This window comes from Desulfamplus magnetovallimortis, from assembly GCF_900170035.1.
Classification (GTDB): Bacteria; Desulfobacterota; Desulfobacteria; order Desulfobacterales; family Desulfobacteraceae; genus Desulfamplus; species Desulfamplus magnetovallimortis.
Genome location: NZ_LT828546.1, coordinates 5557 through 29263, shown reverse-complemented (window position 1 = coordinate 29263; position 23707 = coordinate 5557). Strand labels below are relative to the sequence as shown.

Genomic DNA, 23707 nt, shown 5'->3' with positions numbered 1-23707 from the left:
CAATGCTGAGTCCGAAGAAGATGAAGTATCGCAAACGGATGCGCGGCAGACTCAAGGGGACACCCAGCAGGGGGACTGACCTCAATTTTGGAGACTATGGACTTCAGGCTGTGGAGTGTGGATATATCAATGCCCGTCAGATTGAAGCTGCTCGTATTGCAATGACCCGTAAGATTAAAAGGGTTGGTAAAACTTGGATCCGTTTTTTTCCGGATAAACCGATTACCAAGAAACCCGCCGAAGTTAGAATGGGTAAGGGTAAAGGCCCTACAGATGCCTGGGTTGCAGCTATAAAACCTGGCAGAATCCTTTATGAGATGGAGGGTGTGCCCAGGGAGCTTGCCAAGGAAGCTCTCAGGCTTGCTGCAAATAAACTTTCGGTAAAGACGCGCTTTGTGGAAAGGAGTTAGCTAAAATGAAGACAAGTGAAATCAAGGCCATGAGCGCAGAAGAGATAACCATAAAGCTGGCTGAGCTGAAAAAAGAGTTTTTTAATCTACGTTTTCAGCATGGTGCCGGTCAACTTGAAAATACAGCCGTTCTTCCGAAAATCAGAAAAGATATTGCACGTCTGATGACAGTTTCCCGGGAGATGAATTTAACGATTAGCTAATTTTGTGAAAAGTCGATGCCATGAATGAAAGAGGACGAAAAAGGGTACTGCTGGGAACAGTAGTATCTGATAAAATGGACAAATCTGTTGTTGTGCAGGTTGAACGCCTGGTGCAGCACAGCATCTATAAAAAATATGTAAAAAGATATAAAAAATATGCTGCGCACGACGAAACCAACCAGTGCAGACTTGGTGATGTGGTCAAAATTACAGAATCAAGACCTTTGAGTAAAACAAAAAAATTTCGGGTCAATGAGATTGTCAAAAGAGCCGTTTGATTTAAGAGGAGTTGAAAAATGATTCAGACCGAGACGAGATTGACTGTTGCAGATAACTCCGGGGCCAAGGAGCTTTATTGCATCAAGGTGCTTGGTGGCTCGAAAAGACGCTATGCCGGTATTGGTGATATCATTGTGGTTTCTGTAAAAGAAGCTATTCCCAATGCAAAGGTTAAGAAGGGTGATATTGTAAAGGCGGTTATTGTCAGAACCAAAAAGGAAGTTTCAAGACCCGATGGTTCAATGATACGATTTGATGACAACTCCGCTGTCATTATCAACAACTCCAACGAACCTGTTGGAACACGTATTTTCGGCCCGGTTGCAAGGGAACTGCGTGCCAGGAGATTTATGAAGATCATATCTCTGGCTCCGGAGGTCCTTTAAAGTTTTTTTTACCGTGGAAATAGATACAAATTTACATATTCGGGGGTGGATAGATAACAGCCATGTCCGTTTACCGTGGAAATGGATACAATTTTCCATATTCGGGGGTGGCTGGATGGCAGCCATGACCGTTTAGGGCTGATGTTCGGCCAGGTGGTATAGTATTTTAAGAGGATACACATGCAAAGCAAAGGTGCAGTAAATACTAAATTAAAGAAAGATGATAAAGTTCAGGTTATTGCCGGTAAAGATAAGGGAAAGATCGGCAAAGTGATGAAGGTTTTGAAAAAAAAGAATCGGGCTGTTGTTGAAAACATCAATATTGCAAAGGTTCATGAAAGACCAACCCAGGCCAATCCCCAGGGTGGAATTACAGAAAAGCCAATGCCTATTGAATATTCCAATATTATGATCATGTGTAATCACTGCATGAAGCCAACCCGTGTCGGTATGAAAATACTGGAAAATAACAAAAAGGTAAGATTCTGTAAGAAATGTAATGAGCAGATTGATGCTTAAGTTGCAGCCGAGGAGCAAAAACGTTGAATCTTAAAGAAACATATGAAAAAGAGATAATTCCTGAACTCAAGAAGAGTTTTGGTTATCAGAACATCATGCAGGTTCCCAAGCTTGAAAAAATTGTACTGAATATTGGACTTGGAGAGGCGATCAAAAATATCAAACTTCTGGATTCAGCAGTAGCTGATCTATCATTGATTGCCGGACAAAAGCCAGTTGTAACAAAGGCAAGAAAGTCCATCGCTGCATTTAAGCTAAGGGAAGGCATGCCAATTGGATGCATGGTGACGTTGCGTCGCGAGAAAATGTATGATTTTCTGGAAAAGCTTATTAACATTACATTACCGCGTGTTCGTGACTTTAGAGGAATTTCTGGTAAGGCATTTGATGGCAAGGGAAATTACAGTCTTGGTATCAGAGAGCATATAATTTTTCCTGAAATTGATTATGACCAGACAGACAGTATTAAGGGTCTGAATATTTCAATAGTCACAACGGCAGAAACTAATGAGGAAGGAAAAGCGCTCCTGAAACTTTTCGGGATGCCTTTCAGAAATTGATATTGAAATACTGTATATTTTTTTCAGAAATTCTGTTATAAGGTTAAGCCTTTTTACGGATATGAAAAGAGTAGATGGTGTCAAGTCAATAACAGGAGGAAGATTTGGCAAAAAAGTCTCTGATTGCTAAGGCGTCAAGAACGCCAAAATTCAAGGTTCGAGCTTATAACCGTTGCCCGATATGTGGAAGACCAAGGGCATTTATAAGAAAAGCGGGAATATGCAGAATCTGTTTTAGAAACCTTGCCTCAGCCGGTAAATTGCCGGGTGTGACAAAGTCAAGCTGGTAGTAAATATTTTCATAAGGTCTTTATTTTGACCTAATAAATATTATTAAACCAGTCAGTTTTTTAATTTTTTTATAACATTTTGACTGAACACGTTTTTGTGAAATAGATATTCATAGGGTGTTTTTTATTTTTCATATTAAAATTCCTGACTTTTAATGAGTACAGGAGTTTTATGCTTTGTTGTGGCACTTTAGCCTGCCACAGATGCTATTAAGCTTAGCAGTAAATTTTTTGGAATGCCCCATGAACAGGAGATAATTATGGCAATGAGTGATCCCATCGCGGATATGCTTACAAGAATCAGAAATGGTGGAAAAGCTGAATTCGCAAAAGTGGATATCCCCGGGTCTAAACTGAAGATAGAGATGGCGCGGGTGCTGAAAGAGCAGGGATACATCAAGAACTACAAGTTTCTTGAGGATAACAAGCAGGGAATATTGAGAATATACCTAAAATATACTGCGGAGAGACGCCCTGTAATATATGGACTTCAACGTGTGAGTAAACCCAGCAGAAGGGTATATAAAAAGTCCAAGGATATAAAGCCGGTTTTAAACGGTCTGGGGATATCGATTTTATCCACTTCAAAGGGTTTGATGACGGATAAACAGGCAAGAAATGAGAATGTGGGCGGTGAAGTCCTCTGTCATATCTGGTAAGGAGACATAGATGTCACGTATAGGTAAGAAGCCGATCCAGATTCCTGAGAAGGTTGATATTTCCCTGACAAGTGAAAGCCTTACTGTCAATGGCCCCCAGGGAAAACTATCAAGAACTCTGCATCCGGCAGTGGAAATAAATATTGAAGATAACGTTCTTACGGTGTTACCTGTTGACGCAAATGACAGAAAAGTGGTTGCGTTACAGGGATTATATCGTGCCTTGATAGATAATATGGTAACAGGGGTTACCAAGGGTTATGAAAGAACCCTTTTGCTCAGTGGTATCGGTTACAGGGCAGAGGTCAGTGGCAACACAGTTGTATTAAATGTTGGCTACTCCAATCCAGTTAACTTTGTGCTGCCAGATGCGGTTACTGCAAAAGTTGAAAAAAATACCCAGATTATCCTCTCCTCAATTGACAAGGAGATCCTGGGTGAAACCGCAGCAAGAATCAGAAAGGTAAGGCCACCTGAGCCATATAAAGGCAAGGGAATCATGTACTCTGATGAAAGAATCATTAAAAAGGCAGGTAAGGCCGCGTCCAAATAATCAAAACCGGGAATAAAACGTTATGGCTAATAGAACGACGAGATATATCTCAAGACTTAAAAGAAAAAAAAGAATCAGAAAGAATATGGTGGGCACTCCGGAACGGCCAAGGTTAAGCGTTTTCAGAAGCTCTACCCATATATATGCCCAGATCATTGATGATATTGATGGAAATACTCTTGTTTCGGCCTCTACTCTTGATCCTGAGTTCACCGCAACAGGTAACAGATGTGGCAATCGTGATGCTGCTGTTGCCATTGGAAAGATGATCGCTGGAAGAGCTCTTGGCAAGGGAATCACCAAAGTTGTTTTCGATCGAAATGGATTTCTCTATCATGGACGCGTGAAAGCACTTTCAGACGGAGCCCGTGAAGCCGGGCTGCAATTCTAAATTAAGGAGGGATCCCTTTGGTGAACAAGCAAGCAGAAGAGAGTCAGTTGATTGACAAGGTCGTCAGGATTAACAGGGTTGCAAAGGTTGTTAAAGGCGGAAGAAATTTCAGTTTCAGTGCACTTTGCGTTGTCGGAGATGGAGAGGGCAGCGTAGGTTTTGGTCTTGGAAAGGCAGGTGAGGTTCCTGAGGCAATCCGCAAGGGTGTTGAAAAAGCCAGAAACAGCATGAGAAAAGTTGCGATTATAGATGGTACTGTACCGTTTGAAGTTGTTGGACAGTATGGAGCAGGAAGAGTGCTTCTTAAACCTGCATCCCCAGGAACCGGTGTTATTGCCGGTGGTGCGGTGCGTGCGGTTCTTGAGGCTGCTGGTGTCACTGATATTTTGACCAAATGCATTGGTACCAATAATACGCACAATGTAGTCAGGGCAACCATGGCCGGCCTGACCTCACTTGAAACAAAAGAGTCTGTGGCCAGACGACGTGGCCTTCGACCAGAAGAATTATAGTGGAGAGAAGAAACATGGCTGGTAAAGTTAAGATAACACAGATCAGAAGCATTATAGGACGTCCGGCAAAGCATCGTCGGATTGTTCGTGCATTGGGCCTGAAGCGCATGCACATGACTGTTGAGCATAATATGAACCCTGCGATAATGGGGATGGTCAAAAAAATCCCCCATCTTGTAAAGGCAGAGGAGGTTTGATATGAAATTGCATGAGCTGGCACCTGCTGAAGGTAGCAGGCACAAAAGAAAAAGGGTTGGGCGCGGCCCGGGCTCCGGCATGGGAAAAACCTCAACAAGGGGTCATAAAGGTCATAACGCAAGATCAGGTGGAGGTGTCCGTCCTGGCTTTGAAGGCGGTCAGATGCCACTTCACAGACGGTTGCCCAAGCGTGGTTTTAACAATATTCACAAGCGCATTGTAGCTGTTATTAATGTAGCAGATCTTGATCGTTTTGAATCCGGTGAATCCATTAATGAGATCTCCTTGAGGGAGGTAGGTCTTGTTAAAGGTAACTACGATCAGGTTAAAATACTTGGTAATGGTGAAGTGGCCAAAACCTTTAATGTAAAAGGTTGCCTTGTCAGCAAGAGTGCCATGGAAAAAATTGAAGCTGCCGGTGGCAAGGTTGAACTGTAATTCAGTTGATTTGTAAGATGAAATTTCATTTTTTTCTGATTCTGGGTTCGTAAATTGGCGTTATTCCAGTTGAATGGATATTTATGGGATTTACTATTTTTAACAGATCACTGTGGTAAAGTTGAGACGATAATTTAACCTGAGGTTTTATCAATGATTCAGAGCGGATACCAGAATATATTTAAACTGCCTGACCTGAAAAGAAAGCTGCTTATTACTCTTGCCTTTCTGTTTGTATATCGGGTAGGTGTACATGTTCCAACACCGGGTATTGATGCGGTGGCATTGGCCTCCTTTTTTGATAGTGCCCGTGGAACCCTGTTTGCGATGTTTAACATGTTTTCAGGTGGAGCCCTGGAGCAGCTTTCCGTTTTTCCCTTGGAATAATGCCCTACATCAGTGCATCTATTATACTACAGTTGATGACAGTTGTTATTCCTCATCTGGAGCAGCTTTCCAAAGAGGGAGAACATGGCAGAAAGAAAATCACTCAGTACACAAGGTATGGTACAGTACTGTTGAGTATTATTCAGGGTTTTGGTATAAGCGTTGGTCTGGAGTCAATGAGTTCTCCGGCAGGTGCTCCTATAGTAATGGAGCCTGGTTGGGGATTTAGAATTATCACTGTAATTACCTTGACAGCAGGTACCGCCTTTATCATGTGGTTGGGAGAGCAGATAACAGAGCGGGGTATCGGAAACGGTATCTCTCTGATTATTTTTGCTGGAATTGTTGCAAGAATGCCCATTGCTATTGGCAATACTCTCAGGCTTGTATCCACAGGTGAAATGGGTATTTTTACAATTATAATTCTTATGGTTTTGATGGTTGTTGTGGTTGGATGTATTATATTTATGGAGCAGTCACAGCGTCGTATTCCTGTTCAATATGCCAAGAGGGTGGTCGGCAAAAAGATGTATGGAGGTCAGACTTCCCATCTTCCTTTGAAGATAAATACCGCTGGTGTTATTCCGCCCATTTTTGCTTCATCAATTATCATGTTTCCAGCCACTCTTGCCAATTTTATTGATCTTCCTGTTATGCAGAGTATTGCTGCTGCCATGAGTCCTGGAACCATAGTGTATAATCTGATATATGTTGGTTTTATAATATTTTTCTGCTTTTTCTATACAGCGGTGACCTTTAATCCTGATGATGTGGCAGACCGGATGAAGAAAAATGGTGGATATATTCCAGGAATCAGACCAGGCAAACGTACAGCAGAATATATTGACAAGGTGCTGACCAGGATTACCTTGGGTGGCGCTTTGTATGTATCTGCTGTTTGTGTACTTCCCACCATGCTTATGACAAAATTCAATGTACCGTTCTATTTTGGAGGAACAGCACTTCTTATTGTTGTCGGAGTTTCCATAGACACGGTTTCCCAGATTGAAACTCATATGATCTCACGCAACTATGAGGGGTTCCTTGGTAAGGGTGGCGCAATAAAAGGAAGACGTTAATATAAAGGGAGTTAAGTAATTTATGGCAAAGGAAGAACCTATCAAAGTGGAAGGGACGGTGCTTGAAACCCTGCCAAATGCCATGTTCAAGGTTGAGCTTGAAAACAAGCATCAACTGCTTGCACATATTTCAGGTAAAATGCGTATGCATTTTATAAAGATTTTGCCTGGTGATAAGGTTACAGTTGAACTTTCACCGTATGATTTAACCCGTGGCAGGATTACTTATCGTTATAAATAAACACTTGTTTCCAGCTAAATTGATCGGGATCTTTTTATTTGTTTTTTTAGATTTGCCTGAAAATCCCGGTTGCTTTTTATGAAAAGGAATATATCTGGAAATAAATATGTTGTATAGCTGACGCATATCAAACTTCTGACAGAAGAGATATGATTCTGGAAAAAGATTTTTGATGCGTATAGATATCATTGGAGTGTATAAAATGAAAGTCAGAGCTTCAGTAAAAAAAATATGCAAAGACTGCAAGATTATCCGCAGATCCGGAGTTGTCAGGGTAATATGTATGAATAAACGCCATAACCAGAGGCAGGGATAGGGGGAATAGAGCGTGGCAAGAATTGCAGGCGTAGATTTACCGAGAAATAAGCATGTCGAGATTGCGTTGACCTATATATATGGTATAGGAAGGAGCCGATCTAGAGATATCCTGACTCAGGTTGGTCTTGAACCAACTATGAAAGCGGATAATCTGACAGAAGAGCAAATTAATGAAATCAGAAAGGTCATTGACGCTGAATATAAAGTTGAAGGTGAACTTAGAACCCAGACTTCAATGAATATAAAGCGACTCATGGATCTGGGATGTTACCGTGGACTTCGCCATAGAAAATCCCTTCCGTGTCATGGTCAACGTACCAGCACAAACGCAAGAACGAGAAAAGGTCCTAAGCGTGCTGCTGTCAAAAAGAAAAAGTAAGTATATTCCGGGCATCTTTTTTTGTGGATGAGCCCTTGGAATCAGGAGGCATAGCAAAATAGAATGGCGAAGAAAACCAAGAAAGCAGTAGTAAAGAAAAAAGTCAAAAAAAATATTTCAACAGGTGTTGTACACATTCAGTCAACATTTAATAATACAATTATAACTATTACTGATGAAACCGGCAATACCATATCATGGTCAAGCTCCGGTATTCAGGGCTTCAAGGGTTCAAGAAAGAGTACTCCTTTTGCATCCAAACTTGCGGCAGAGGATGCTGGCACAAAAGCCATGGAACATGGTCTTAAAACAGTCAGCGTTTATGTCAAAGGTCCTGGAGCAGGTAGAGAGTCTGCCTTGCGTGCACTTCATGCTCTCGGACTTAATATTTCAATGATCAAGGATGTAACCCCAGTTCCCCATAACGGATGCCGTCCGCCAAAGAGAAGAAGGGTTTAATTGATTTGTCCCTGCCCGTTTTACCCTGTTGATTTTTTTTATAAGGAGGAAAGCGTTGTCACGTTATAGAGGATCTGTCTGCCGTCAGTGCAGACGCGAAAATATGAAGCTTTTTTTGAAAGGCGACCGTTGTTATTCGGACAAATGCAGTTTTGACAGAAGAGCATATCCGCCGGGGCAGCATGGTCAACGACGAGGAAAAAGTTCCGATTACGGTATTCAGCTCCGTGAAAAACAGAAAGTCAGAAGAATTTACGGTATTTCAGAAAAACAGTTCAGAATTATTTTTAAGAATGCTGATCGCCAGAAAGGCATTACAGGTACCAATTTGCTGACTCTTCTTGAGACACGCCTGGATAATGTTGTTTTCAGGCTTGGATTTACATCTTCCCGTACCCAGGGTCGTCATTTTGTCAGACATAACCATTTTACTGTAAATGGCAGAAAGGTTAATATCCCTTCATATGTTGTAAAAAGCGGTGATGTTGTTGAGCTTAAAGAGAAGAGCAGAAATGTAAAAGCTATTGCAGAATCCATTGAAACTGTTGTAAGACGTGGTATTCCCCAATGGCTTGAACTTGACAAAGATGGGTTTAAAGGAGTTGTAAAGGCCCTTCCCAATCGTGAGGATGTGACTCTGCCCATACAGGAACAGCTGATTGTAGAGTTCTACTCGAAATAATTGAGTTGAACAACAGTTTTGTCCTATGATTATATCAGGAGATAAACAATGTCATCAGATGAACTTGTATATATTAACTGGCATGGAATGATCCGGCCTGAAAAAGTGGTTGTTACAAGCACCTCAACGTATGGGAAATTTGTATGTGAGCCCCTTGAAAGGGGATTTGGAATCACAATCGGAAATTCTCTGAGGCGTATTATCCTCTCGTCTTTGTATGGCGCTGCCATTGTTTCTGTAAAATTTGAGGAAGCTCTTCATGCCTACAGCGTTATCCCCGATGTCAGAGAAGATGTATCTGAACTTATCATGAACCTTAAATCAGTTAAACTTAAGGTTGATGACCTTGAAGACAGGGTTTTAACAGTTAATGTGCAGAAAGAGGGGGATGTTACTGCAGCAGATCTGGCTGGAAGCGACCCTCATATCCATATCCTTAATCCTGATCAGCATATTGCAACCCTTTCAAAAGGCGGTGTATTGCAAATGACGCTGCATGTTAAAAGCGGGAAAGGGTATGCTCTTGCCTCAGCCAATAAAGATCCTGAAGCACCTGTGGGAACTATTCCCATAGACAGTGTGTTTTCACCGATTAAAAGAGTAAAATATGTTGTGGGGACATCCAGAGTAGGTCAAAAAACCGACTATGACAAGCTGACCCTGGAAGTCTGGACAGATGGCAGTGTTTCTCCAGAGGACTCTGTTGCCTATGCTGCAAAAATTTTGAAAGAACAGATGAATCCCTTTATCAATTTTGATGAAGATATTGAGCCTGAACAGGACGATGACGGACCTGAACGCCCGGATAAAGATTTTAATGAAAATCTTTACAGAAGCGTAGATGAGCTGGAACTGTCGGTTAGAAGCTCCAATTGTCTTAAAAATGCACAGATACTCAAAATTTATCAGCTTGTTCAAAAGACTGAGAGTGAAATGCTCAAAACCAAAAATTTTGGAAGAAAATCCCTAAATGAGATTAAAGAGGTATTAACTTCCATGGAGCTCTCCCTTGGCATGGACCTTGACGGATTTGAGCCTCCTGAGGATGATGACCAGAATGGTCAGGAAAACCTGAATGAACACAACGACGGATTTGAGCCCACTGAGGATGAGTAGGAAGTTAATGAAGGAGAATAAATTTTCCCATGAGACATAGAAAATCAGGCGTAAAGCTGAATCGAACCTCAAGCCATCGAAAAGCCATGTTCAGAAACATGGTGACATCATTGTTCAAGCATGATCGCATTAAAACTACCGATGCAAAGGCAAAGGAACTTAGAAAACATGCTGACAAGATGATCACGCTTGCAAAAAGAGGTGATTTACATGCCAGACGTCAAGCTCTTGCTTTTATAAGAGAAAAAGATGTGGTACATAAGCTATTTAATGATGTGGCAGATAAATTCAGCAGCAGGGATGGCGGTTATACAAGGATTACCAAACTTGGTCCCCGTTCCGGAGATGCAGCCCCCATGTCAATGATAGAGCTTATTTTTGATGAGGCATAAAAAAATACTATAAACAACGTACATGGCGAATGCCCGCAACGAACTAAAAAGCCCATATTGCTGTATTTTGCAATATGGGCTTTTTGTGATTTTGATATTAGGAATCGCTTTTTAATAACTTGCCAATTTATCTCACCCCCGGCCCCACAATGCTGTTGCCTTAAAGTTTTTGATATTTAGGAATCTCTTTTACAGCAAGCTCCTTAGGAATGAGCACGAAATAACTTTCCCATTTTGAATTAAACTAAGCGGGCGGGACGCCCGCTCTCCCTGATTTTAAAGGGCACGTTATTTAAAAACCATTCCTTAACGTTTTATCCTCCAATCGTTGACATCTGTGTTGTGATTTTGTTGAAAAGTACTTTCTCCCCATTTATCTTATAACTGTTTCCAATGGAGTGTGCAGATGGTTTTCTTTTAACAGCACTCATAAATATCTGCTCTATCTCTTCTCTTGTTGCACCTTGCCTTAAAGGCGTCAGGATGTCAATTTCCGTGTTATTCAACAAACATGGCCTGAGTTTTCCTGTTGATGTAAGGCGAAGTCGATTGCATTCGTGACAGAAATGCGAACTTACCGGAGATATGAAACCTATTTCTCCTGGCGCGTTTCTTATTTTAAACCGTTTTGCAGGACCTGCATGTTTTTTTTGCAAAGCTACCAAGGCACCCCCTATATCAGGTCTGTTGCTTGATGACTCTTTTGCTGGTTCAACAGATTCAAGAGTGCCAAATTTTTTTTCTATTCGTTCCTTGATCTCTGGGATAAGAATCTGCTGTGAAGGTTCAATTGAGGAGTTCCCCATGGGCATATACTCAATAAAACGCATATGAACAGGGTATATTGTGGAAAGGCCTGAAAGCTGCTCTATTTCATCATCATTGATACCCCGTAAAATGACAGCGTTGAGTTTTACCGGCGACAGTCCTTTGTCAATTGCCAGCATAATTCCTTCCCACACCTTATGAAAATAGTCTTTCCCTGATATGAATCTGAATTTTTCAGGTTTAAGTGTATCAAGGCTGATATTTACACGGTGTATTCCCGAGTCAATGAGTTTGTCCAGATTATCCTTAAGCATAACCCCGTTGGTTGTCAAAGATATTTCCTGGATTCCATTGATTTGTGAGATGCCCTTTATGAAAGAAAAGATGCCTTTTCGTACAAGTGGCTCCCCGCCTGTTATCCTTATTTTGCTGATTCCAAGTTCTGCTGCACTGACCACAATGCGATGAATCTCTTCATATCTTGCAATATCTTCGTGATGCAGGTTAGGAAGTATCTCCTTGGGAACACAGTAGCGGCAGGCAAGATTGCATCTGTCAGTAACAGATATTCTCAAGTAATTTACAACTCTGTGCTCTGAATGAATCTGCCTGCTTTTAGGTTCATTGTTAACTTTGGTAATATTAGTATAATTATTTGATTCTAAAGAGTTATTTTGATTTATACTCTTGAAATGTTCATTATTTATATCACATTGAAGTGTCATCAGGAGGGTTCCCTGTTCCGGTAATAATCAATGATAGCATTAATTAGACCAGGAATTGTAAATTCCGATGCTGTTATGTCCGGTATAATTCCTTCTGATTTTGCAGTGTCAGAAGTAATAGGGCCAATTGAGGCTGTCTTTACGTTTTCAAGCATTGCCTTGAAGCTGTTTTGGGGAAGCAGAGCTTTGAAGTTTTTCACAGTTGAGGAGCTTGTAAATGTGACCATATCAATTTCATTTTTTTCAAGCAGACTCAAAAGTTTCTGTTTTTCATCCTCAACCTGCTCTGTTATATATACGGTAACCTCTTCAACTATAGCACCCATTTTTGACAGCTCTTCCGGAAGTATTGACCGTGCCTCCTTTGCGCGTGGCAGAAGAATATTTTTGTTTTTTATCTCCATACCGGAAAATGCTTCAATGACAGATTCTGCCCGATAACTTTCAGGAAGAACATCGCAGACAATGCCATGTTTCATCAACTCCTGTTTTGTTACAGGGCCTATGCATGCACATTTAAGGTGTCCCATTATTCTGACATCTTTGCCTGACTTAAACAGAGTGTCAAAGAAGAACTTTACACCATTTACACTTGTGAAAACTATCCAGTCATATTTTGCAATTTCCTTGAGAGCTTTCTCAAGGGGAGTGTTATCCTGGGGTGCAACTACCTTGATTGTTGGGATTTCAATACATGTTGCACCAAGTTCAGTTAAGGTCTCAATAAATCCACTTGCCTGGGCACGGGCGCGTGTCACAACTATCTGTTTGCCAAAAAGAGGGCGATCTTCAAACCATCTCATTTTATCCCTCAGAGAGACAACATCTCCAACCACAATGATTGCAGGTGCTTTAAGTCCCGCTTTTTTGACATTTTCCACAATGGTCTCAAGGGTTCCTGTGACACTCTCCTGTCTTGTTGTTGTCCCCCATCGAACAAGGGCAACAGGTGTGTCAGGTGATTTGCCGTTAAGTATCAGGTTTTCTGTAATCCTTGGAAGATTCTTAACTCCCATAAGGAAAACAAGGGTGCTGCCGCTTTGAGCAAATGATTTCCAGTTGATGCTGCTCTCTTCTTTTGACGGGTCTTCATGGCCAGTTATAAGAGATACCGATGATGTGTAGTCGCGGTGTGTAAGTGGGATGCCTGCATAGGCTGGTGCTGCAACAGCAGAAGTTACACCGGGTACAATTTCAAAGGGAACACCTCTCTCTATAAGAACTTCGGCCTCCTCTCCTCCTCGTCCGAAAATAAAGGGATCTCCTCCTTTAAGACGGGCGACTGTATGACCCATTTCTCCCTTTTGGGCAAGCAGTTCATTGATCTTGTCCTGGGTCATGGTGTGGTCACCACCTTTTTTTGCCAACATATATAATCTCTGCATCATGCCTTGCAAAATTCAGAAGGGCAGGGGCGGCAAGGTAGTCATATACAACAACGTCAGCTTTTTTTATGCACTCCATCCCCTTTATTGTGACAAGGCCAGGGTCTCCGGGGCCTGCCCCGATAAGATATACTTTTCCTTTTTGACGATTCATGAAATTTTTATATTCTCCAGTATCTGTTTTGCACCCCTTTCAAGGAGTATCTTGGCAAGGTCGATGCCGATTTTTCTGCAATTTCCTGCATCACCGGTTAAAGACTCTTTTATAAGCTCACTGCCATCCTCGGAAGCAACCAGGCCTGTCAGCTCAAGCTTTCCATTTTCAGGTTTTCCATTTTCAAGCTTTCCGTTTTTCAGTTTTCCGAAACAGGCCACAGGTATGTGGCAGCTTCCTTCCATTTGTTTTAGAAATGCACGTTCTGCTTCAACAGGAACTCTTGTGTTGGGGTCATCAATTGTTTTAAGGAGCTCATTGATCTTTGGGTCATTTTCCCTTGACTCAATGCACAGAGCACCTTGCCCCACTGCTGGAAGCATTGTTGTTTCATCAAGGTATTGTGTTATTCTGTGTACCATGCCAAGTCTTATTAATCCTGCGGCTGCAAGTATAATGGCATCATATTCGCCATTATCAAGTTTTTTAAGCCGCGTATCAAGATTACCACGTATGGATACGGGATTAATATCAGGGCGTTTATGTTTAATCTGGGATGCACGTCGTAGGCTGCTTGTACCGATTTTGGCACCATTTGGCAGATCTGTAAGAAGTTTATTCTCCCTTGAAATGAGAACATCAAATGGGTTTTCACGTACAGGTACAGCTCCTATGTGCAGATCTGAAGGAAGATCTCCTGGCATATCTTTCATGCTGTGTACCGCGATATCCACATCTTTGTCCATAAGCTGCTGTTCAATTTCTTTTACAAAAAGACCCTTTCCACCAACCATGGCAAGTGGCCTGTCAGTAATGCGATCTCCTGTTGTTTTAATAATGACAATTTCTGCACTAAGACCTTTGCAGGCAGCTTCGAGCTTTTGTTTGACCCAGTTGGCCTGCCACAGTGCAAGCTGGCTTCCTCTGGTGCCTATTTTAATTTTATAATTCATTTTATTTCCCGTTGATTACCTGCTTCCGCAAGTTGAACAGCTTGTTGCTGCACAGCCGCTGCATGCCGAGCCAGCCGAAGATGTTGTCTGTACAGTGTTGCCAGGGCCGTTTGTTTTAGAAAAAAAACCACATGCAGACATAAGTTTTACAAGGTCAGGGCTACTGCATGATGGGCAAAGAGGCTTCTGGCTTCCAATTACCAGAAGTTCAAAATCTTTTTTGCAACCATTGCATTTATATTCAAATATAGGCATTTTTTTGTTTCTCCTATTATTATTTCCATTGGAAAGTCTTTGAAATAATATTTTTTTAAAAGACTTTCACTACTTCAACTGTAAATGTTCGGTAACACTCTTTTATAATCATTATTCAAACAAAATCCTTTCTGTTAGGTCACACAGAATGTGGGCAAGAGTTATATGGCTCTCCTGTATTCTTGCGGTGACAGTGGAATCCACACAAAAGGGAATTTTTGCAATCTTCTTTAGATTTCCTGTATTGCCTGACATGCCAATTACATGGATCCCCATGCTAATGGCTTCGTGGGCAGCTTTCAGGATATTGGCAGAATTGCCGCTTGTAGTGATACATATTGCTATATCGCCTTCTCTTCCAAGGGCTTGGGTCTGTTTATAAAAGATATCCTCAAAACTGTAGTCATTGCCTATGCTTGTGAGAATGGAAGTGTCTGTTGTAAGGGCAATGGCTGCAAGGGGTGGCCTTTCCATCTGGAAGCGATTGACAAATTCTGCAGCAATATGCTGTGCATCAGCAGCACTGCCTCCGTTTCCCATTAAAAGAATTTTTGAACCATTTTTAAGGCATTGCGCCATAAGGTTTGATGCTTCCAGGATTTTTTCCACGCTGTTTCTTATAAATTGCTCTTTTACACTTAGGCTCTCTTCAAGTGTATCAATAATGATTTTTCTGCTGTCCATTGTCTGCTTTTGTCCTGAGTCAGAAGTATTTTTTTGGTTGGCTCCAATGTCGGCCACTGTAAGATGAATGGGCAAGTTATTAATAATCAATTCCTAAGCAGATTTTTTTGCTGTTGTCATATTTTTTTTAATATTTGTTCCGGTTTTATGATTCTCAGAAGAGTGGTTGCCAGAGTGTATTTCATCCTTAATCAATTTTTTCTGTAAAGGTGACTGATCAGTTTCTCTGTTTTCAGATTTGCATTCGTCAGCTATATCATCGCTTTGCTCAAGTATATCATGATTATCATCATTTATGCCCTTTTCAAGTTTTTTTTCATTAAGTGCAGCTTTTGAAGCTTGCTCTTCATGCTCTTTCAGAGTTTGTTCAGCCTTTGAAAACTCTATCTCTGCGGATTTAAAGTTGCCTGTTTTCATGTATATTCTGGCAAGTCTGATTCTGAAATATGGATTGTCCGGAGAAATTTCTATGCTGTAGCATGCCAGATCAATAGCTATATCCAGATTTTTATTTCTTATTTCCCATGATCTTGCAAGACCTGAAAAGGCAACCGCATCATGGGGATTAAGTTTTACTGCTCGGGTAAATTCAATGGAGGCTTTTTCAGGCTGGTTTGTCTTAAGATATATTTCTCCCATAATTCTTGGAACGATTGCAGAATCAGGTTTTATGTTTGCTGCATTAACAATATGTGATATGGCACTTGAGTATTTTTCAGCTTTCAGCAAAAGGATACCTGCTGTGAGGTGAGCTTCATAAAGGGAGCTGTTTAGGTTAATTGCCCTTTTAAGGTATTCTATTCCTGTATCAAGGTCGTTCATTAAGTTGCAAGTAAGACCTGCATTGTATAGAACCATAAAATCGGTGTCATCTGTGGCAATGGCAATTTTAAATTGTTCAAGTGCATGAGGAAGCTGATTCATGACACTGTAGCATACCCCCAGGCTGTTACGAAGGTTTGTATTATCAGGATTGATTTTAAGCCCATTTTTATATGCTTCAGCAGCTTCATGGTTAAATCCAAGCTGATAGAGCCTGTCTCCAAATATGTTCTGTGAAATATCATTAAAGAACACTATTGAGCCGTTTCCCATAAAAGCTGCATGGTCATGTGCTTTTATGGCATTTTGAATTGCTGCCTCAACAGATTCAGTGGTAGGTGCGCCATATCCTGGTTTTTTTTCTGTGATTTTAATGTTGTCCGTTCCATTGAAATCCAAGGTGGATTTTGGTTTTGACTCTTCACCGGATGTTTCTGAATCACAGGAGATTTCTGAATCACAGGGGGGGTCTGAATCACAGGGGGGGTCTGAATCACAGGGGGGGTCTGAATCACAGGGGATTTCTGAATCACATGAGGTTTCTGAATCACATGAGGTTTCTGAATCACAGGGGATTGAAGTCACAGGATTGGAAGCACAATGGCATGTGGTTGTTCCGGGCAGATAGATGGCTGCACCTGCATGGGTTTTTGCATTTGGTATTTTCAGGATGGAATCAATTATATGGCGGAGCTTTTTTTCATTTTCTTCAATATTTCCCGAAGTTGCAATGATTAGAGTATCTTTGTACAGCCATTCTCTAAGGGTGTTCTCGTGTTTTATAACCCCGTTTAGCGTCTGCTCTATGGATTCTGTATCCACGTTACTGATATGTATAACGGCAAATGCTATAGATATGGGTGATTCTGGTTGTAATCCAGTAGATGCCAAGGATTCAGACTTTGAAGAAAAATGATCAGTAATGAGTTTGCCCTCAATCAGAATGTCACATAGATAGGTTTCAGGGGGGGTCATCCTTGGGGGTATCCTGTCGGCATCTGATTTCATAAAGGAAAACTGGTCAGGATCAACTTCCCTTGAAGATAATATGCTATCGAAATTTAAAATATCTATCTTGTGTCTCATGTTTTCTCTCACTGTTATTCAGTCCTGATGGTCTTATTGACTTTTACAAGGTGGTTGATTTTTACCGTGTAAACCGACAAATGAAAGATGCCTCTTTTTCACGGTAAAGAACATTGTCGTTTTTATTCCCGTGGGGCATCGGAGTTTTCCATGAATGGTGATCTATTCGATGTTGCTGTTGATAACAGTTGCAAGTGCATCAACAACAATATCCTCTTCACCCTGTTGAAGGGTTCTTGGGTCTATTATAAACCTGTCATTATCAATTCTTCCAATTATGGCGGGATTGAACATGCGTAATTCTTTTTCAAGTCTGGTTACAGTCAAAGTTTTAGGGATAATAGTTACACACCTGCTTGCAATGGGAAGCTCAGGATAGGAACCGCCGCCCGTTCTGGAAGAGAGATCAGCCCACCCAATATCTGCCTGTTTCTCAGGGATTTTAAGTTTTTGCTTTAGTGTATCAACAATTTTATCGGTTTTTGAAGCAGTTTCCTGAAACGAAAGGGTTAACATCTTTAAAGTGGGGATTTTCACTATTGCTTCAGCTTCATCTCTGTATATGCTCAAGGTTGCTTCAAGGGCGGCAAGGGTAAGCTTGTCAATCCTTAATGCTCGGGTAAGGGGGTTTGACTTTATTTTGCGGATTATATCAGCATTACCTGCAATAATGCCGGCTTGTGGCCCTCCAAGAAGCTTATCACCACTGAAGGTTATTATGTCAGCACCTGAAGCCACTGCCTCCTGTACTGTTGGCTCTTTACCCAGTCCATATTGTGAGAGGTCAATGAGTGAACCACTTCCTAAATCCTCCATTACAGGAAGTCCCTTTTTCCTGGCAAGTTCTACAATTTTATATAGTGGCACACTGGAGGTAAAGCCTTCAATTGTGTAGTTGCTGGTGTGTACTTTAAGAAAAAGTCCTGTTTTTTCAGTAACAGCATTTTCATAATCTTTAAGATGTGTACGGTTTGTGGTGCCTACCTCTTTAAGTATGCAGCCGCTTTTTGTCATTACATCGGGAATTCTGAAAGAGCCGCCAATCTCCACAAGTTCACCCCTTGATACAACCACCTCATCTCCTTCAGCAAGGGTATTAAGGGATAATAGAACAGCAGCAGCATTGTTATTTACTGCCAAAGCAGCTTCTGCCCCAGTAAGCTGGCATATTAGGGTTTCAACAGCACTGTATCTTTCTCCCCTTTTTCCCCTTGAAATATCAAATTCAAGGTTTGAAAAGCCTTTTGCAATGCCATTAATTCTATTCAGTGCAGCTTCAGCAAGTGGTGCACGGCCAAGATTTGTATGAAGAACAACACCTGTAGCGTTGATGGCTGGGACAAGGCGGGGAGCCACGGTCTTTTCAGCGTGCTTTAAAATGGAAGAAATAATATTATCCATCAAAAGATCAGGGGTACCACCTTCCCGTATGGTTGCTCTCAGAGTTTTTAAAATACTTTGGATGGAAGATTTTATTACCGAATGGGGTATCTTTTCAAAACGGCTGTCTTCCCTGATTCTGTCAATGAGCAAATCTACTCCGGGAATCTGTCTGAAAAGTGAGTTATCTCGGTTTTCTGGTTTGTTTGAAATATTGTTGCGCTGGTTCATAGTGGTCTCTTTATCGTGGAAATGGATACAAATTTTTATCTTTGGGAGTGGCTGCATTGCAACCATTTCCGTTTTTCGTGAAAATGACTATCATTTTTATATTTGGGGGTGATTTATAGGCAATCATGTCCATTCATACGATCATTTTGAATACATGCATTGGTATGGCATCAACAACATCAGGCAGATCCTTTAATTTCAGGCCAAGGTATGCCAATATGCTTTCAAGATTGCCGGATGCCATTTTGTCTGTCTCATATGCTGTATTGAATCTGGACATTATAAGATCTGCAACATATACGATGCTACCAAGATGTTTATGATCATGACACTTGTGGGGATTGTGGTGGTGGAGTATTACCTCTTTTAGGGAGTTTGAAAAGTTCCACTCATCAGCAAGGATTCCCCCTGTTTCGCAGTGGGTAATGCCGAGGATTTTCTTTTCAAGTGTCAGATAATCGGTTTTATGCTGGTGCAGGGTTCTGAAAAAAAGAGGGCATAAATGGGCAATGTACTGATCAAGCACCACTTTTCCGATATCATGGAGAAGACCTGCTGTATAAGCTGTCTGTGGCTCTGCTTTTTTTGTTATTCTGGCAATAACCTCTGAAGTGACAGCACATCCAAGTGAGTGAAAAAACATCCCACCTCTGCAAAGAGAGTAGCCCATTGTCTCGGACTGGGAAAAATAGTTTTTGATGGCTGCGGTTATAACAGAGTTGATAAGGGTTGTCTCTCCAAGGATAAGAAGTGCATCCTTGAGTGTCTCAATTTTGATTTTTCCTGAAAACATGGCGGCATTGCACATCTGAAGGGTACGGGCAGCCAGTACCTGATCTTTGTGAAGCTCACTTGATATGTTCTCTATGGAGTAGTTGTCTTCCTGCACAATTCTTAAGATTTTCAGGGCAGTCTGGGGTATTGGGGTAAGGGATTCAATTGTTTTGAGAATCTCTTTTCTGGATGGAACTGCACATTCCGTATTTTCTTTTATCTGTTTGTTCCAGGCCGGCTTGATGGATGTTTCACCATTTGTAAGATTCAGTTCCAGGGTACAGGTAAAAAAACCACCGGTTTCTGATTTTTCAATGAAAATGTTTTCATTTTCAAGGACTTTCATGGCAATTTCCATGGATCTGCCGCCAATGTCAAGATTAATATCCTGATGACTTAAAGGGCCTACAAGGGCACCTCCTGCAATGGTTGCAGTAAGTGTCTTTGGAGTCGCTCCCAAATCATAGAGGGCCTGAAGAAGAATTGGCAGTCCTGTTGATGCATATTTTTCAGGATTCTCAGGGCGGTTTTTTGTAGGTGGGGATGGCAAAAGTATGTGGATCATACCGCCAACATTGTGGGCTTTATCATAAAGTGCAACTCCAACGCATGTGCCAAGGTAGGCCTGCAGGATACGATCGCTTTTTGGAAATGCTTTGAAGCTTCCGGATGGAATGTGTTCAGTGATTATATTCAAGATGTTACAGAGTCCAGTTTTTTTGATATGAATGCCCTTGTATTTTCCGGATGTTCATATTCTATTGTATCAGGTGACCCGACAAGTCGGTTACTATGCTCTTTCAGATAAATAAAAAATTATTACAGTTGATAGATGTATCAGGTAACATTACAAGTCAGTTTATGCTCTTTCAGATAAAGAAAAAGTTATTACAATTGACTGAGTAAATTTTATTTAATATCATTAAACCCGAAGTTGTTTCAACAAAATTATGATTTATGCCAGAGCCGCTATCAATTTTAAAATTTAAAAGAGTCATGGAGTATGCCGGATGAAGCATGGTAAGGATTACATTGTATTTGCCCTTGATGTTCCCTCTATTGAAGAGGCTCAAAGGTACGTTCAACTGCTGAAGGGAAAGGTGGCAATGTTCAAGGTCGGCCTTGAGCTTTTTGTGCAGTCAGGGCCTGATATTATAAAAATAATAAAAGATTTGGGTGATGCAGGTGTTTTCCTGGATTTAAAATTTCATGATATTTCACGAACAGTGGAACGTACAATGGAGCGTGTGGCACAGCTTGGAGTTGATCTTGTTACTGTTCATTGTGCATCATCTATTAATATGCTTGAAATGGCTGTAAAGGGCGGAGGTAAGAAAACCGGTGTTCTTGGTGTAACAGTGTTGACAGATAATGATTCCCAGGTAGTTGCAAATAGCGGATTTCGGGAAGAATATGTAAGGGATCTACACTCATTGGTCATTAAAAGGGCACAGATGGCAAAAGATGCCGGATGCAGGGGTATTGTCTGTTCCGGCCATGAGGCTAAAGCTGTTAAAGAGATGTTTGGAAAGGATTTTCTTGCAGTAACACCAGGTATTAGGCCTAAGTGGTCACTGCCTGAAAATGATGACCAGCAGCGCATAACCACACCGGCCATGGCAGTTAAGGCAGGGGCTGATCTTATTGTTGTGGGACGCCCCATAAAAATGGCAGATGAGCCTGCGGCAGCGGCTGACAGGATTGCAGAAGAGATTGAAGATCGCCTTTGACACTATCTCAACATCGACATTTTATTGCTTTTTCAGCAGATATTGCATTTGTCTGAATCAGGATAACCAGGATGGATGGGATGTTCAGGATATAAAATCCTGACTTATCTTGTTAATCTTGATGCCCCTGTAAAAAGTCCAAATCGGCAAATTCACTATTAATAATTTCAGTACGTTATAACTGAAATTATGCTAAAATCGGACTTTTTAAGAGATCATCAATCTTGGGTATCCTGATTCAGACAGTATTTCTGGGGGGATTCCTACATCTCTTCCATGTCAAGTCCAAAGGCTGTATGCAGAACCCTTACTGCAAGTTCAGCGTATTTTGCTTCAACCACACAGGATATACGTATTTCCGATGTGCTGATCAGCCGTATATTGATATTTTCCGATGCAAGGGCCTTGAACATTGTGGCAGCAACTCCGGAGTTGCTTTTCATGCCAAGTCCTATTACAGAAACCTTGGCTATGTTTTCTGCTGTCAGAACATCTGTGGCTCCAATCTCCTTTGCTACAATTTCTGAAATTTCACACGCTTTTTTAAAGTCACTTTTTGTAACGGTGAATGTCACATCGGTTTCTCCTCCGGAACGTGTGTTTTGTATGATCATATCCACCATGATATTTGCATCTGCAAGTGCTCCAAATATTGTGGCAGATATTCCTGGCTGATCAGGTACCTTTTTCAATGTTATTCTGGCTTCGTTTTTATCACAGGTGACGCCTGACACCACAACGCTTTCCATGTCAGCGCTTTCATTGACAACCATTGTTCCTTCCTCCTCATTAAATGATGATCTGACATGCACTGGTACATTATATTTTTTGGCAAATTCAACAGACCGAATCTGGAGAACCTTTGCACCCAGGATGGCCATTTCAAGCATCTCTTCATATGAAATTTTGTTGATTTTGCGGGCTTTGCTGCATATTCTGGGATCTGTGGTATAGACTCCGTCAACATCTGTAAAAATCTCGCATACATCAGCCTTGATTGCCGAAGCAATTGCCACAGCAGATGTATCAGACCCACCCCGTCCAAGGGTTGTTATGTTGCCGTCTTCATCTCTGCCCTGAAATCCTGCAACAACAACAATGTGCTTTTTTTCAAGAAGGGCAGTGATGCGATTTGCCTCAATGTCGAGAATACGTGCCTTTCCGGCACTGTGATCAGTTATGATCCCAGCCTGGAATCCCAGCAGGGATGTGGCCGTATAGCCTCTGTCTTTGAGTATCATGGCCAGAAGGGCGGCCGTTGTCTGTTCACCTGTGGCAAGAAGCACATCAAGCTCCCTTGAGTCCGGTGAGCTGGATGCCGATTCTGCCAGTGAAATAAGCTTGTCTGTTACGCCTGCCATGGCCGAGAGAACCACAACAACGCGGTCTCCCTGGTCATAACTTTTGGTCACTCTGTCGGCAACACTTTTAATTCTATCAATATCGGCGACAGATGTGCCACCGAACTTCTGTACTTTCAATGCCATAGCTGCTCCTGAAACAGTTTAAACGTTTATGGCCGGATGACGGCCACAGGGTACACTCATACCATTTGAATGTAAGATACAAGGGGTTTCTTGTTCTTTATGTACTCAAAATCGACATCTTCTTGCTTTTTGCAGTTGCGGAATTTGTCTGAATCAGGATAACCAGGATGAAAAGGATGTTCAAGAAATATCATCCTGCCTTATCTTGTTAATCTTGGGAATCCTGATTCAGACAGTGTTGACAAGACTTACAAGATCATAAGTGTCGATTACATTGTTTTGTTTCTGTTTGATTTTAAATCTGAAATTAAGGGTTTTTAAAATTTTAAACAGAGAAGTTCCTTAACAGATTTACACCCTCAAGTCCAGATGCAATAAAAGATATCTCCCTGTTATAAAGATTGTCTGTTACAAGTTTTATGGAGAGATCAAATTGAATGATGCCGTGCTCCATCAGTTCCGGCCATTCAACTATAATAACTCCCTCAGATGCCACAATATCATCAAGACCGATGTACTCAAGCTCATCGGAAGAGCCAAGGCGGTATAGATCCATGTGATATAGCGGCAATCTGCCTGGATATTCATTGATTATGTTGTATGTGGGGCTTGTAATATAGTAGCCTTCAGGCACATCAAGGCCATTTGCAAATCCCTGGACAAAGGTGGTTTTGCCGGCTCCAAGGTCTCCATAAAGGGCAATTGCTAACTTGCCATTGATTGTGGACGCAAGTTTTTCGGCGATTTTTTGTGTCTGAACAGCGGATTTGCTGTAAAATTTTATTTCCATATGTTGCCCTGTTGGGGATTAAGATTTTTTTT

32 protein-coding genes and 1 pseudogene are annotated in these 23707 nt (G+C 41.4%); 22 read left to right on the top strand and 11 right to left on the bottom strand.

The features are described from left to right. Positions 1–2 precede the first annotated feature (2 nt). The 21 genes and pseudogenes from rplP to rplQ all read left to right on the top strand — a co-directional run bounded on the left by rplP (position 3) and on the right by rplQ (position 10451). A complete protein-coding gene (rplP, locus tag MTBBW1_RS13080) occupies positions 3–410 on the top strand; it encodes a 50S ribosomal protein L16 (RefSeq protein ID WP_080804232.1) in 408 nt (135 codons plus the stop codon). A gap of 5 nt (positions 411–415) precedes the next feature. Then, positions 416–613: a 50S ribosomal protein L29 gene (gene rpmC / locus MTBBW1_RS13075; RefSeq protein ID WP_080804231.1), complete on the top strand. Its 198-nt coding sequence runs from the start codon at positions 416–418 to the stop codon at positions 611–613. 20 nt (positions 614–633) lie between these two features. Continuing rightward, the gene (gene rpsQ / locus MTBBW1_RS13070; RefSeq protein WP_080804230.1) at positions 634–891 is read left to right on the top strand and encodes a 30S ribosomal protein S17; all 258 of its coding nucleotides are present in this window, start codon (positions 634–636) and stop codon (positions 889–891) included. A gap of 18 nt (positions 892–909) precedes the next feature. Continuing rightward, on the top strand, positions 910–1278 hold the full coding sequence (rplN, locus tag MTBBW1_RS13065) for a 50S ribosomal protein L14 (protein ID WP_080804229.1): 369 nt from the start codon (positions 910–912) through the stop codon (positions 1276–1278). Positions 1279–1458: 180 nt separating this feature from the next. Further along, positions 1459–1797: a 50S ribosomal protein L24 gene (gene rplX, locus MTBBW1_RS13060; protein WP_080804228.1), complete on the top strand. Its 339-nt coding sequence runs from the start codon at positions 1459–1461 to the stop codon at positions 1795–1797. Positions 1798–1820: 23 nt separating this feature from the next. Then, complete coding sequence (gene rplE / locus MTBBW1_RS13055; protein WP_080804227.1) at positions 1821–2357, top strand: 50S ribosomal protein L5; 537 nt, start codon at positions 1821–1823, stop codon at positions 2355–2357. 104 nt (positions 2358–2461) lie between these two features. Beyond that, entirely contained in the window at positions 2462–2647 is a 186-nt protein-coding gene (locus MTBBW1_RS13050; RefSeq protein ID WP_080804226.1) for a type Z 30S ribosomal protein S14, read from the top strand. Between the two features lie 260 nt (positions 2648–2907). Continuing rightward, positions 2908–3306: a 30S ribosomal protein S8 gene (gene rpsH, locus MTBBW1_RS13045; RefSeq protein ID WP_080804225.1), complete on the top strand. Its 399-nt coding sequence runs from the start codon at positions 2908–2910 to the stop codon at positions 3304–3306. Between the two features lie 10 nt (positions 3307–3316). After that, positions 3317–3859, top strand: a complete 543-nt coding sequence (rplF, locus tag MTBBW1_RS13040; RefSeq protein WP_080804224.1) for a 50S ribosomal protein L6 — start codon at positions 3317–3319, stop codon at positions 3857–3859. 22 nt (positions 3860–3881) lie between these two features. Beyond that, positions 3882–4250: a 50S ribosomal protein L18 gene (gene rplR / locus MTBBW1_RS13035; protein ID WP_080804223.1), complete on the top strand. Its 369-nt coding sequence runs from the start codon at positions 3882–3884 to the stop codon at positions 4248–4250. Between the two features lie 20 nt (positions 4251–4270). Further along, a complete protein-coding gene (rpsE, locus tag MTBBW1_RS13030; protein WP_425430011.1) occupies positions 4271–4762 on the top strand; it encodes a 30S ribosomal protein S5 in 492 nt (163 codons plus the stop codon). A 14-nt stretch (positions 4763–4776) separates the two neighbouring features. Next, positions 4777–4959, top strand: a complete 183-nt coding sequence (gene rpmD, locus MTBBW1_RS13025) for a 50S ribosomal protein L30 (RefSeq protein ID WP_080804221.1) — start codon at positions 4777–4779, stop codon at positions 4957–4959. A gap of 1 nt (position 4960) precedes the next feature. Continuing rightward, on the top strand, positions 4961–5398 hold the full coding sequence (rplO, locus tag MTBBW1_RS13020) for a 50S ribosomal protein L15 (protein WP_080804220.1): 438 nt from the start codon (positions 4961–4963) through the stop codon (positions 5396–5398). Positions 5399–5551: 153 nt separating this feature from the next. Beyond that, positions 5552–6864 (top strand): annotated as a pseudogene (gene secY, locus MTBBW1_RS13015) (preprotein translocase subunit SecY). A gap of 22 nt (positions 6865–6886) precedes the next feature. Further along, positions 6887–7105 (top strand): translation initiation factor IF-1, encoded by a 219-nt coding sequence (infA, locus tag MTBBW1_RS13010; RefSeq protein ID WP_080804219.1) that lies wholly within the window; start codon positions 6887–6889, stop codon positions 7103–7105. Between the two features lie 202 nt (positions 7106–7307). After that, a complete protein-coding gene (rpmJ, locus tag MTBBW1_RS13005) occupies positions 7308–7421 on the top strand; it encodes a 50S ribosomal protein L36 (RefSeq protein ID WP_080804403.1) in 114 nt (37 codons plus the stop codon). A 12-nt stretch (positions 7422–7433) separates the two neighbouring features. Continuing rightward, entirely contained in the window at positions 7434–7802 is a 369-nt protein-coding gene (gene rpsM / locus MTBBW1_RS13000) for a 30S ribosomal protein S13 (RefSeq protein WP_080804218.1), read from the top strand. A gap of 63 nt (positions 7803–7865) precedes the next feature. Further along, positions 7866–8261 (top strand): 30S ribosomal protein S11, encoded by a 396-nt coding sequence (gene rpsK / locus MTBBW1_RS12995; protein WP_080804217.1) that lies wholly within the window; start codon positions 7866–7868, stop codon positions 8259–8261. Between the two features lie 55 nt (positions 8262–8316). After that, positions 8317–8943 carry a 30S ribosomal protein S4 gene (gene rpsD / locus MTBBW1_RS12990; RefSeq protein ID WP_080804216.1) on the top strand — a complete coding sequence of 209 codons (627 nt, stop codon included), beginning with the start codon at positions 8317–8319 and terminating at the stop codon, positions 8941–8943. A 48-nt stretch (positions 8944–8991) separates the two neighbouring features. Continuing rightward, positions 8992–10059, top strand: coding sequence for a DNA-directed RNA polymerase subunit alpha (locus MTBBW1_RS12985; protein WP_080804215.1), 1068 nt, complete (start codon positions 8992–8994; stop codon positions 10057–10059). Positions 10060–10088: 29 nt separating this feature from the next. Then, the gene (gene rplQ / locus MTBBW1_RS12980) at positions 10089–10451 is read left to right on the top strand and encodes a 50S ribosomal protein L17 (protein WP_080804214.1); all 363 of its coding nucleotides are present in this window, start codon (positions 10089–10091) and stop codon (positions 10449–10451) included. A 314-nt stretch (positions 10452–10765) separates the two neighbouring features. Here the strand turns inward: rplQ and moaA are convergent, their stop codons facing one another. The 9 genes from moaA to MTBBW1_RS12940 form a co-directional block, all read right to left on the bottom strand. Beyond that, positions 10766–11944 (bottom strand): GTP 3',8-cyclase MoaA, encoded by a 1179-nt coding sequence (gene moaA, locus MTBBW1_RS12975; protein WP_080804213.1) that lies wholly within the window; start codon positions 11942–11944, stop codon positions 10766–10768. Beyond that, on the bottom strand, positions 11944–13314 hold the full coding sequence (gene cobA, locus MTBBW1_RS12970) for a uroporphyrinogen-III C-methyltransferase (RefSeq protein ID WP_342743901.1): 1371 nt from the start codon (positions 13312–13314) through the stop codon (positions 11944–11946). Before cobA ends, moaA begins: the two co-directional genes overlap by 1 nt. Further along, a complete protein-coding gene (locus MTBBW1_RS30195; protein WP_342743900.1) occupies positions 13292–13483 on the bottom strand; it encodes an SAM-dependent methyltransferase in 192 nt (63 codons plus the stop codon). Before MTBBW1_RS30195 ends, cobA begins: the two co-directional genes overlap by 23 nt. Beyond that, positions 13480–14436, bottom strand: coding sequence for a hydroxymethylbilane synthase (hemC, locus tag MTBBW1_RS12965; RefSeq protein WP_080804212.1), 957 nt, complete (start codon positions 14434–14436; stop codon positions 13480–13482). Before hemC ends, MTBBW1_RS30195 begins: the two co-directional genes overlap by 4 nt. A 15-nt stretch (positions 14437–14451) precedes the next feature. Then, positions 14452–14691, bottom strand: a complete 240-nt coding sequence (locus MTBBW1_RS12960; protein WP_080804211.1) for an FmdB family zinc ribbon protein — start codon at positions 14689–14691, stop codon at positions 14452–14454. A 111-nt stretch (positions 14692–14802) separates the two neighbouring features. Next, positions 14803–15450, bottom strand: a complete 648-nt coding sequence (locus MTBBW1_RS12955) for a D-sedoheptulose-7-phosphate isomerase (protein WP_342743899.1) — start codon at positions 15448–15450, stop codon at positions 14803–14805. An 18-nt stretch (positions 15451–15468) separates the two neighbouring features. After that, positions 15469–17283: a tetratricopeptide repeat protein gene (locus tag MTBBW1_RS12950; RefSeq protein WP_139786764.1), complete on the bottom strand. Its 1815-nt coding sequence runs from the start codon at positions 17281–17283 to the stop codon at positions 15469–15471. Between the two features lie 162 nt (positions 17284–17445). Continuing rightward, positions 17446–18894: an L-seryl-tRNA(Sec) selenium transferase gene (selA, locus tag MTBBW1_RS12945; protein WP_080804209.1), complete on the bottom strand. Its 1449-nt coding sequence runs from the start codon at positions 18892–18894 to the stop codon at positions 17446–17448. A gap of 133 nt (positions 18895–19027) precedes the next feature. Beyond that, positions 19028–20365 (bottom strand): HDOD domain-containing protein, encoded by a 1338-nt coding sequence (locus tag MTBBW1_RS12940; protein WP_245809373.1) that lies wholly within the window; start codon positions 20363–20365, stop codon positions 19028–19030. Between the two features lie 313 nt (positions 20366–20678). Between MTBBW1_RS12940 and pyrF the strand changes: the two genes are divergently transcribed. Next, a complete protein-coding gene (gene pyrF / locus MTBBW1_RS12935) occupies positions 20679–21398 on the top strand; it encodes an orotidine-5'-phosphate decarboxylase (RefSeq protein ID WP_080804207.1) in 720 nt (239 codons plus the stop codon). Between the two features lie 263 nt (positions 21399–21661). Here pyrF and MTBBW1_RS12930 read toward each other — a convergent pair whose 3' ends face one another. Then, positions 21662–22885, bottom strand: coding sequence for an aspartate kinase (locus MTBBW1_RS12930; protein ID WP_080804206.1), 1224 nt, complete (start codon positions 22883–22885; stop codon positions 21662–21664). Positions 22886–23210: 325 nt separating this feature from the next. Then, positions 23211–23675 (bottom strand): tRNA (adenosine(37)-N6)-threonylcarbamoyltransferase complex ATPase subunit type 1 TsaE, encoded by a 465-nt coding sequence (gene tsaE, locus MTBBW1_RS12925; RefSeq protein WP_080804205.1) that lies wholly within the window; start codon positions 23673–23675, stop codon positions 23211–23213. Positions 23676–23707 lie beyond the last annotated feature (32 nt).

What these genes read in the sequence shown, in the direction of transcription:
- rplP (WP_080804232.1), top strand. Translation starts at nt 3, where the DNA reads ATGCTGAGTCCGAAGAAGATGAAGTATCGCAAACGGATGCGCGGCAGA.
- rpmC (WP_080804231.1), top strand. Translation starts at nt 416, where the DNA reads ATGAAGACAAGTGAAATCAAGGCCATGAGCGCAGAAGAGATAACCATA.
- rpsQ (WP_080804230.1), top strand. Translation starts at nt 634, where the DNA reads ATGAATGAAAGAGGACGAAAAAGGGTACTGCTGGGAACAGTAGTATCT.
- rplN (WP_080804229.1), top strand. Translation starts at nt 910, where the DNA reads ATGATTCAGACCGAGACGAGATTGACTGTTGCAGATAACTCCGGGGCC.
- rplX (WP_080804228.1), top strand. Translation starts at nt 1,459, where the DNA reads ATGCAAAGCAAAGGTGCAGTAAATACTAAATTAAAGAAAGATGATAAA.
- rpsH (WP_080804225.1), top strand. Translation starts at nt 2,908, where the DNA reads ATGGCAATGAGTGATCCCATCGCGGATATGCTTACAAGAATCAGAAAT.
- rplF (WP_080804224.1), top strand. Translation starts at nt 3,317, where the DNA reads ATGTCACGTATAGGTAAGAAGCCGATCCAGATTCCTGAGAAGGTTGAT.
- rplR (WP_080804223.1), top strand. Translation starts at nt 3,882, where the DNA reads ATGGCTAATAGAACGACGAGATATATCTCAAGACTTAAAAGAAAAAAA.
- rpmD (WP_080804221.1), top strand. Translation starts at nt 4,777, where the DNA reads ATGGCTGGTAAAGTTAAGATAACACAGATCAGAAGCATTATAGGACGT.
- rplO (WP_080804220.1), top strand. Translation starts at nt 4,961, where the DNA reads ATGAAATTGCATGAGCTGGCACCTGCTGAAGGTAGCAGGCACAAAAGA.
- infA (WP_080804219.1), top strand. Translation starts at nt 6,887, where the DNA reads ATGGCAAAGGAAGAACCTATCAAAGTGGAAGGGACGGTGCTTGAAACC.
- rpmJ (WP_080804403.1), top strand. Translation starts at nt 7,308, where the DNA reads ATGAAAGTCAGAGCTTCAGTAAAAAAAATATGCAAAGACTGCAAGATT.
- rpsK (WP_080804217.1), top strand. Translation starts at nt 7,866, where the DNA reads ATGGCGAAGAAAACCAAGAAAGCAGTAGTAAAGAAAAAAGTCAAAAAA.
- MTBBW1_RS12985 (WP_080804215.1), top strand. Translation starts at nt 8,992, where the DNA reads ATGTCATCAGATGAACTTGTATATATTAACTGGCATGGAATGATCCGG.
- rplQ (WP_080804214.1), top strand. Translation starts at nt 10,089, where the DNA reads ATGAGACATAGAAAATCAGGCGTAAAGCTGAATCGAACCTCAAGCCAT.
- moaA (WP_080804213.1), bottom strand. Translation starts at nt 11,944, where the DNA reads ATGACACTTCAATGTGATATAAATAATGAACATTTCAAGAGTATAAAT.
- cobA (WP_342743901.1), bottom strand. Translation starts at nt 13,314, where the DNA reads ATGTTGGCAAAAAAAGGTGGTGACCACACCATGACCCAGGACAAGATC.
- MTBBW1_RS30195 (WP_342743900.1), bottom strand. Translation starts at nt 13,483, where the DNA reads ATGAATCGTCAAAAAGGAAAAGTATATCTTATCGGGGCAGGCCCCGGA.
- hemC (WP_080804212.1), bottom strand. Translation starts at nt 14,436, where the DNA reads ATGAATTATAAAATTAAAATAGGCACCAGAGGAAGCCAGCTTGCACTG.
- MTBBW1_RS12960 (WP_080804211.1), bottom strand. Translation starts at nt 14,691, where the DNA reads ATGCCTATATTTGAATATAAATGCAATGGTTGCAAAAAAGATTTTGAA.
- MTBBW1_RS12950 (WP_139786764.1), bottom strand. Translation starts at nt 17,283, where the DNA reads ATGAGACACAAGATAGATATTTTAAATTTCGATAGCATATTATCTTCA.
- selA (WP_080804209.1), bottom strand. Translation starts at nt 18,894, where the DNA reads ATGAACCAGCGCAACAATATTTCAAACAAACCAGAAAACCGAGATAAC.
- pyrF (WP_080804207.1), top strand. Translation starts at nt 20,679, where the DNA reads ATGAAGCATGGTAAGGATTACATTGTATTTGCCCTTGATGTTCCCTCT.
- MTBBW1_RS12930 (WP_080804206.1), bottom strand. Translation starts at nt 22,885, where the DNA reads ATGGCATTGAAAGTACAGAAGTTCGGTGGCACATCTGTCGCCGATATT.
- tsaE (WP_080804205.1), bottom strand. Translation starts at nt 23,675, where the DNA reads ATGGAAATAAAATTTTACAGCAAATCCGCTGTTCAGACACAAAAAATC.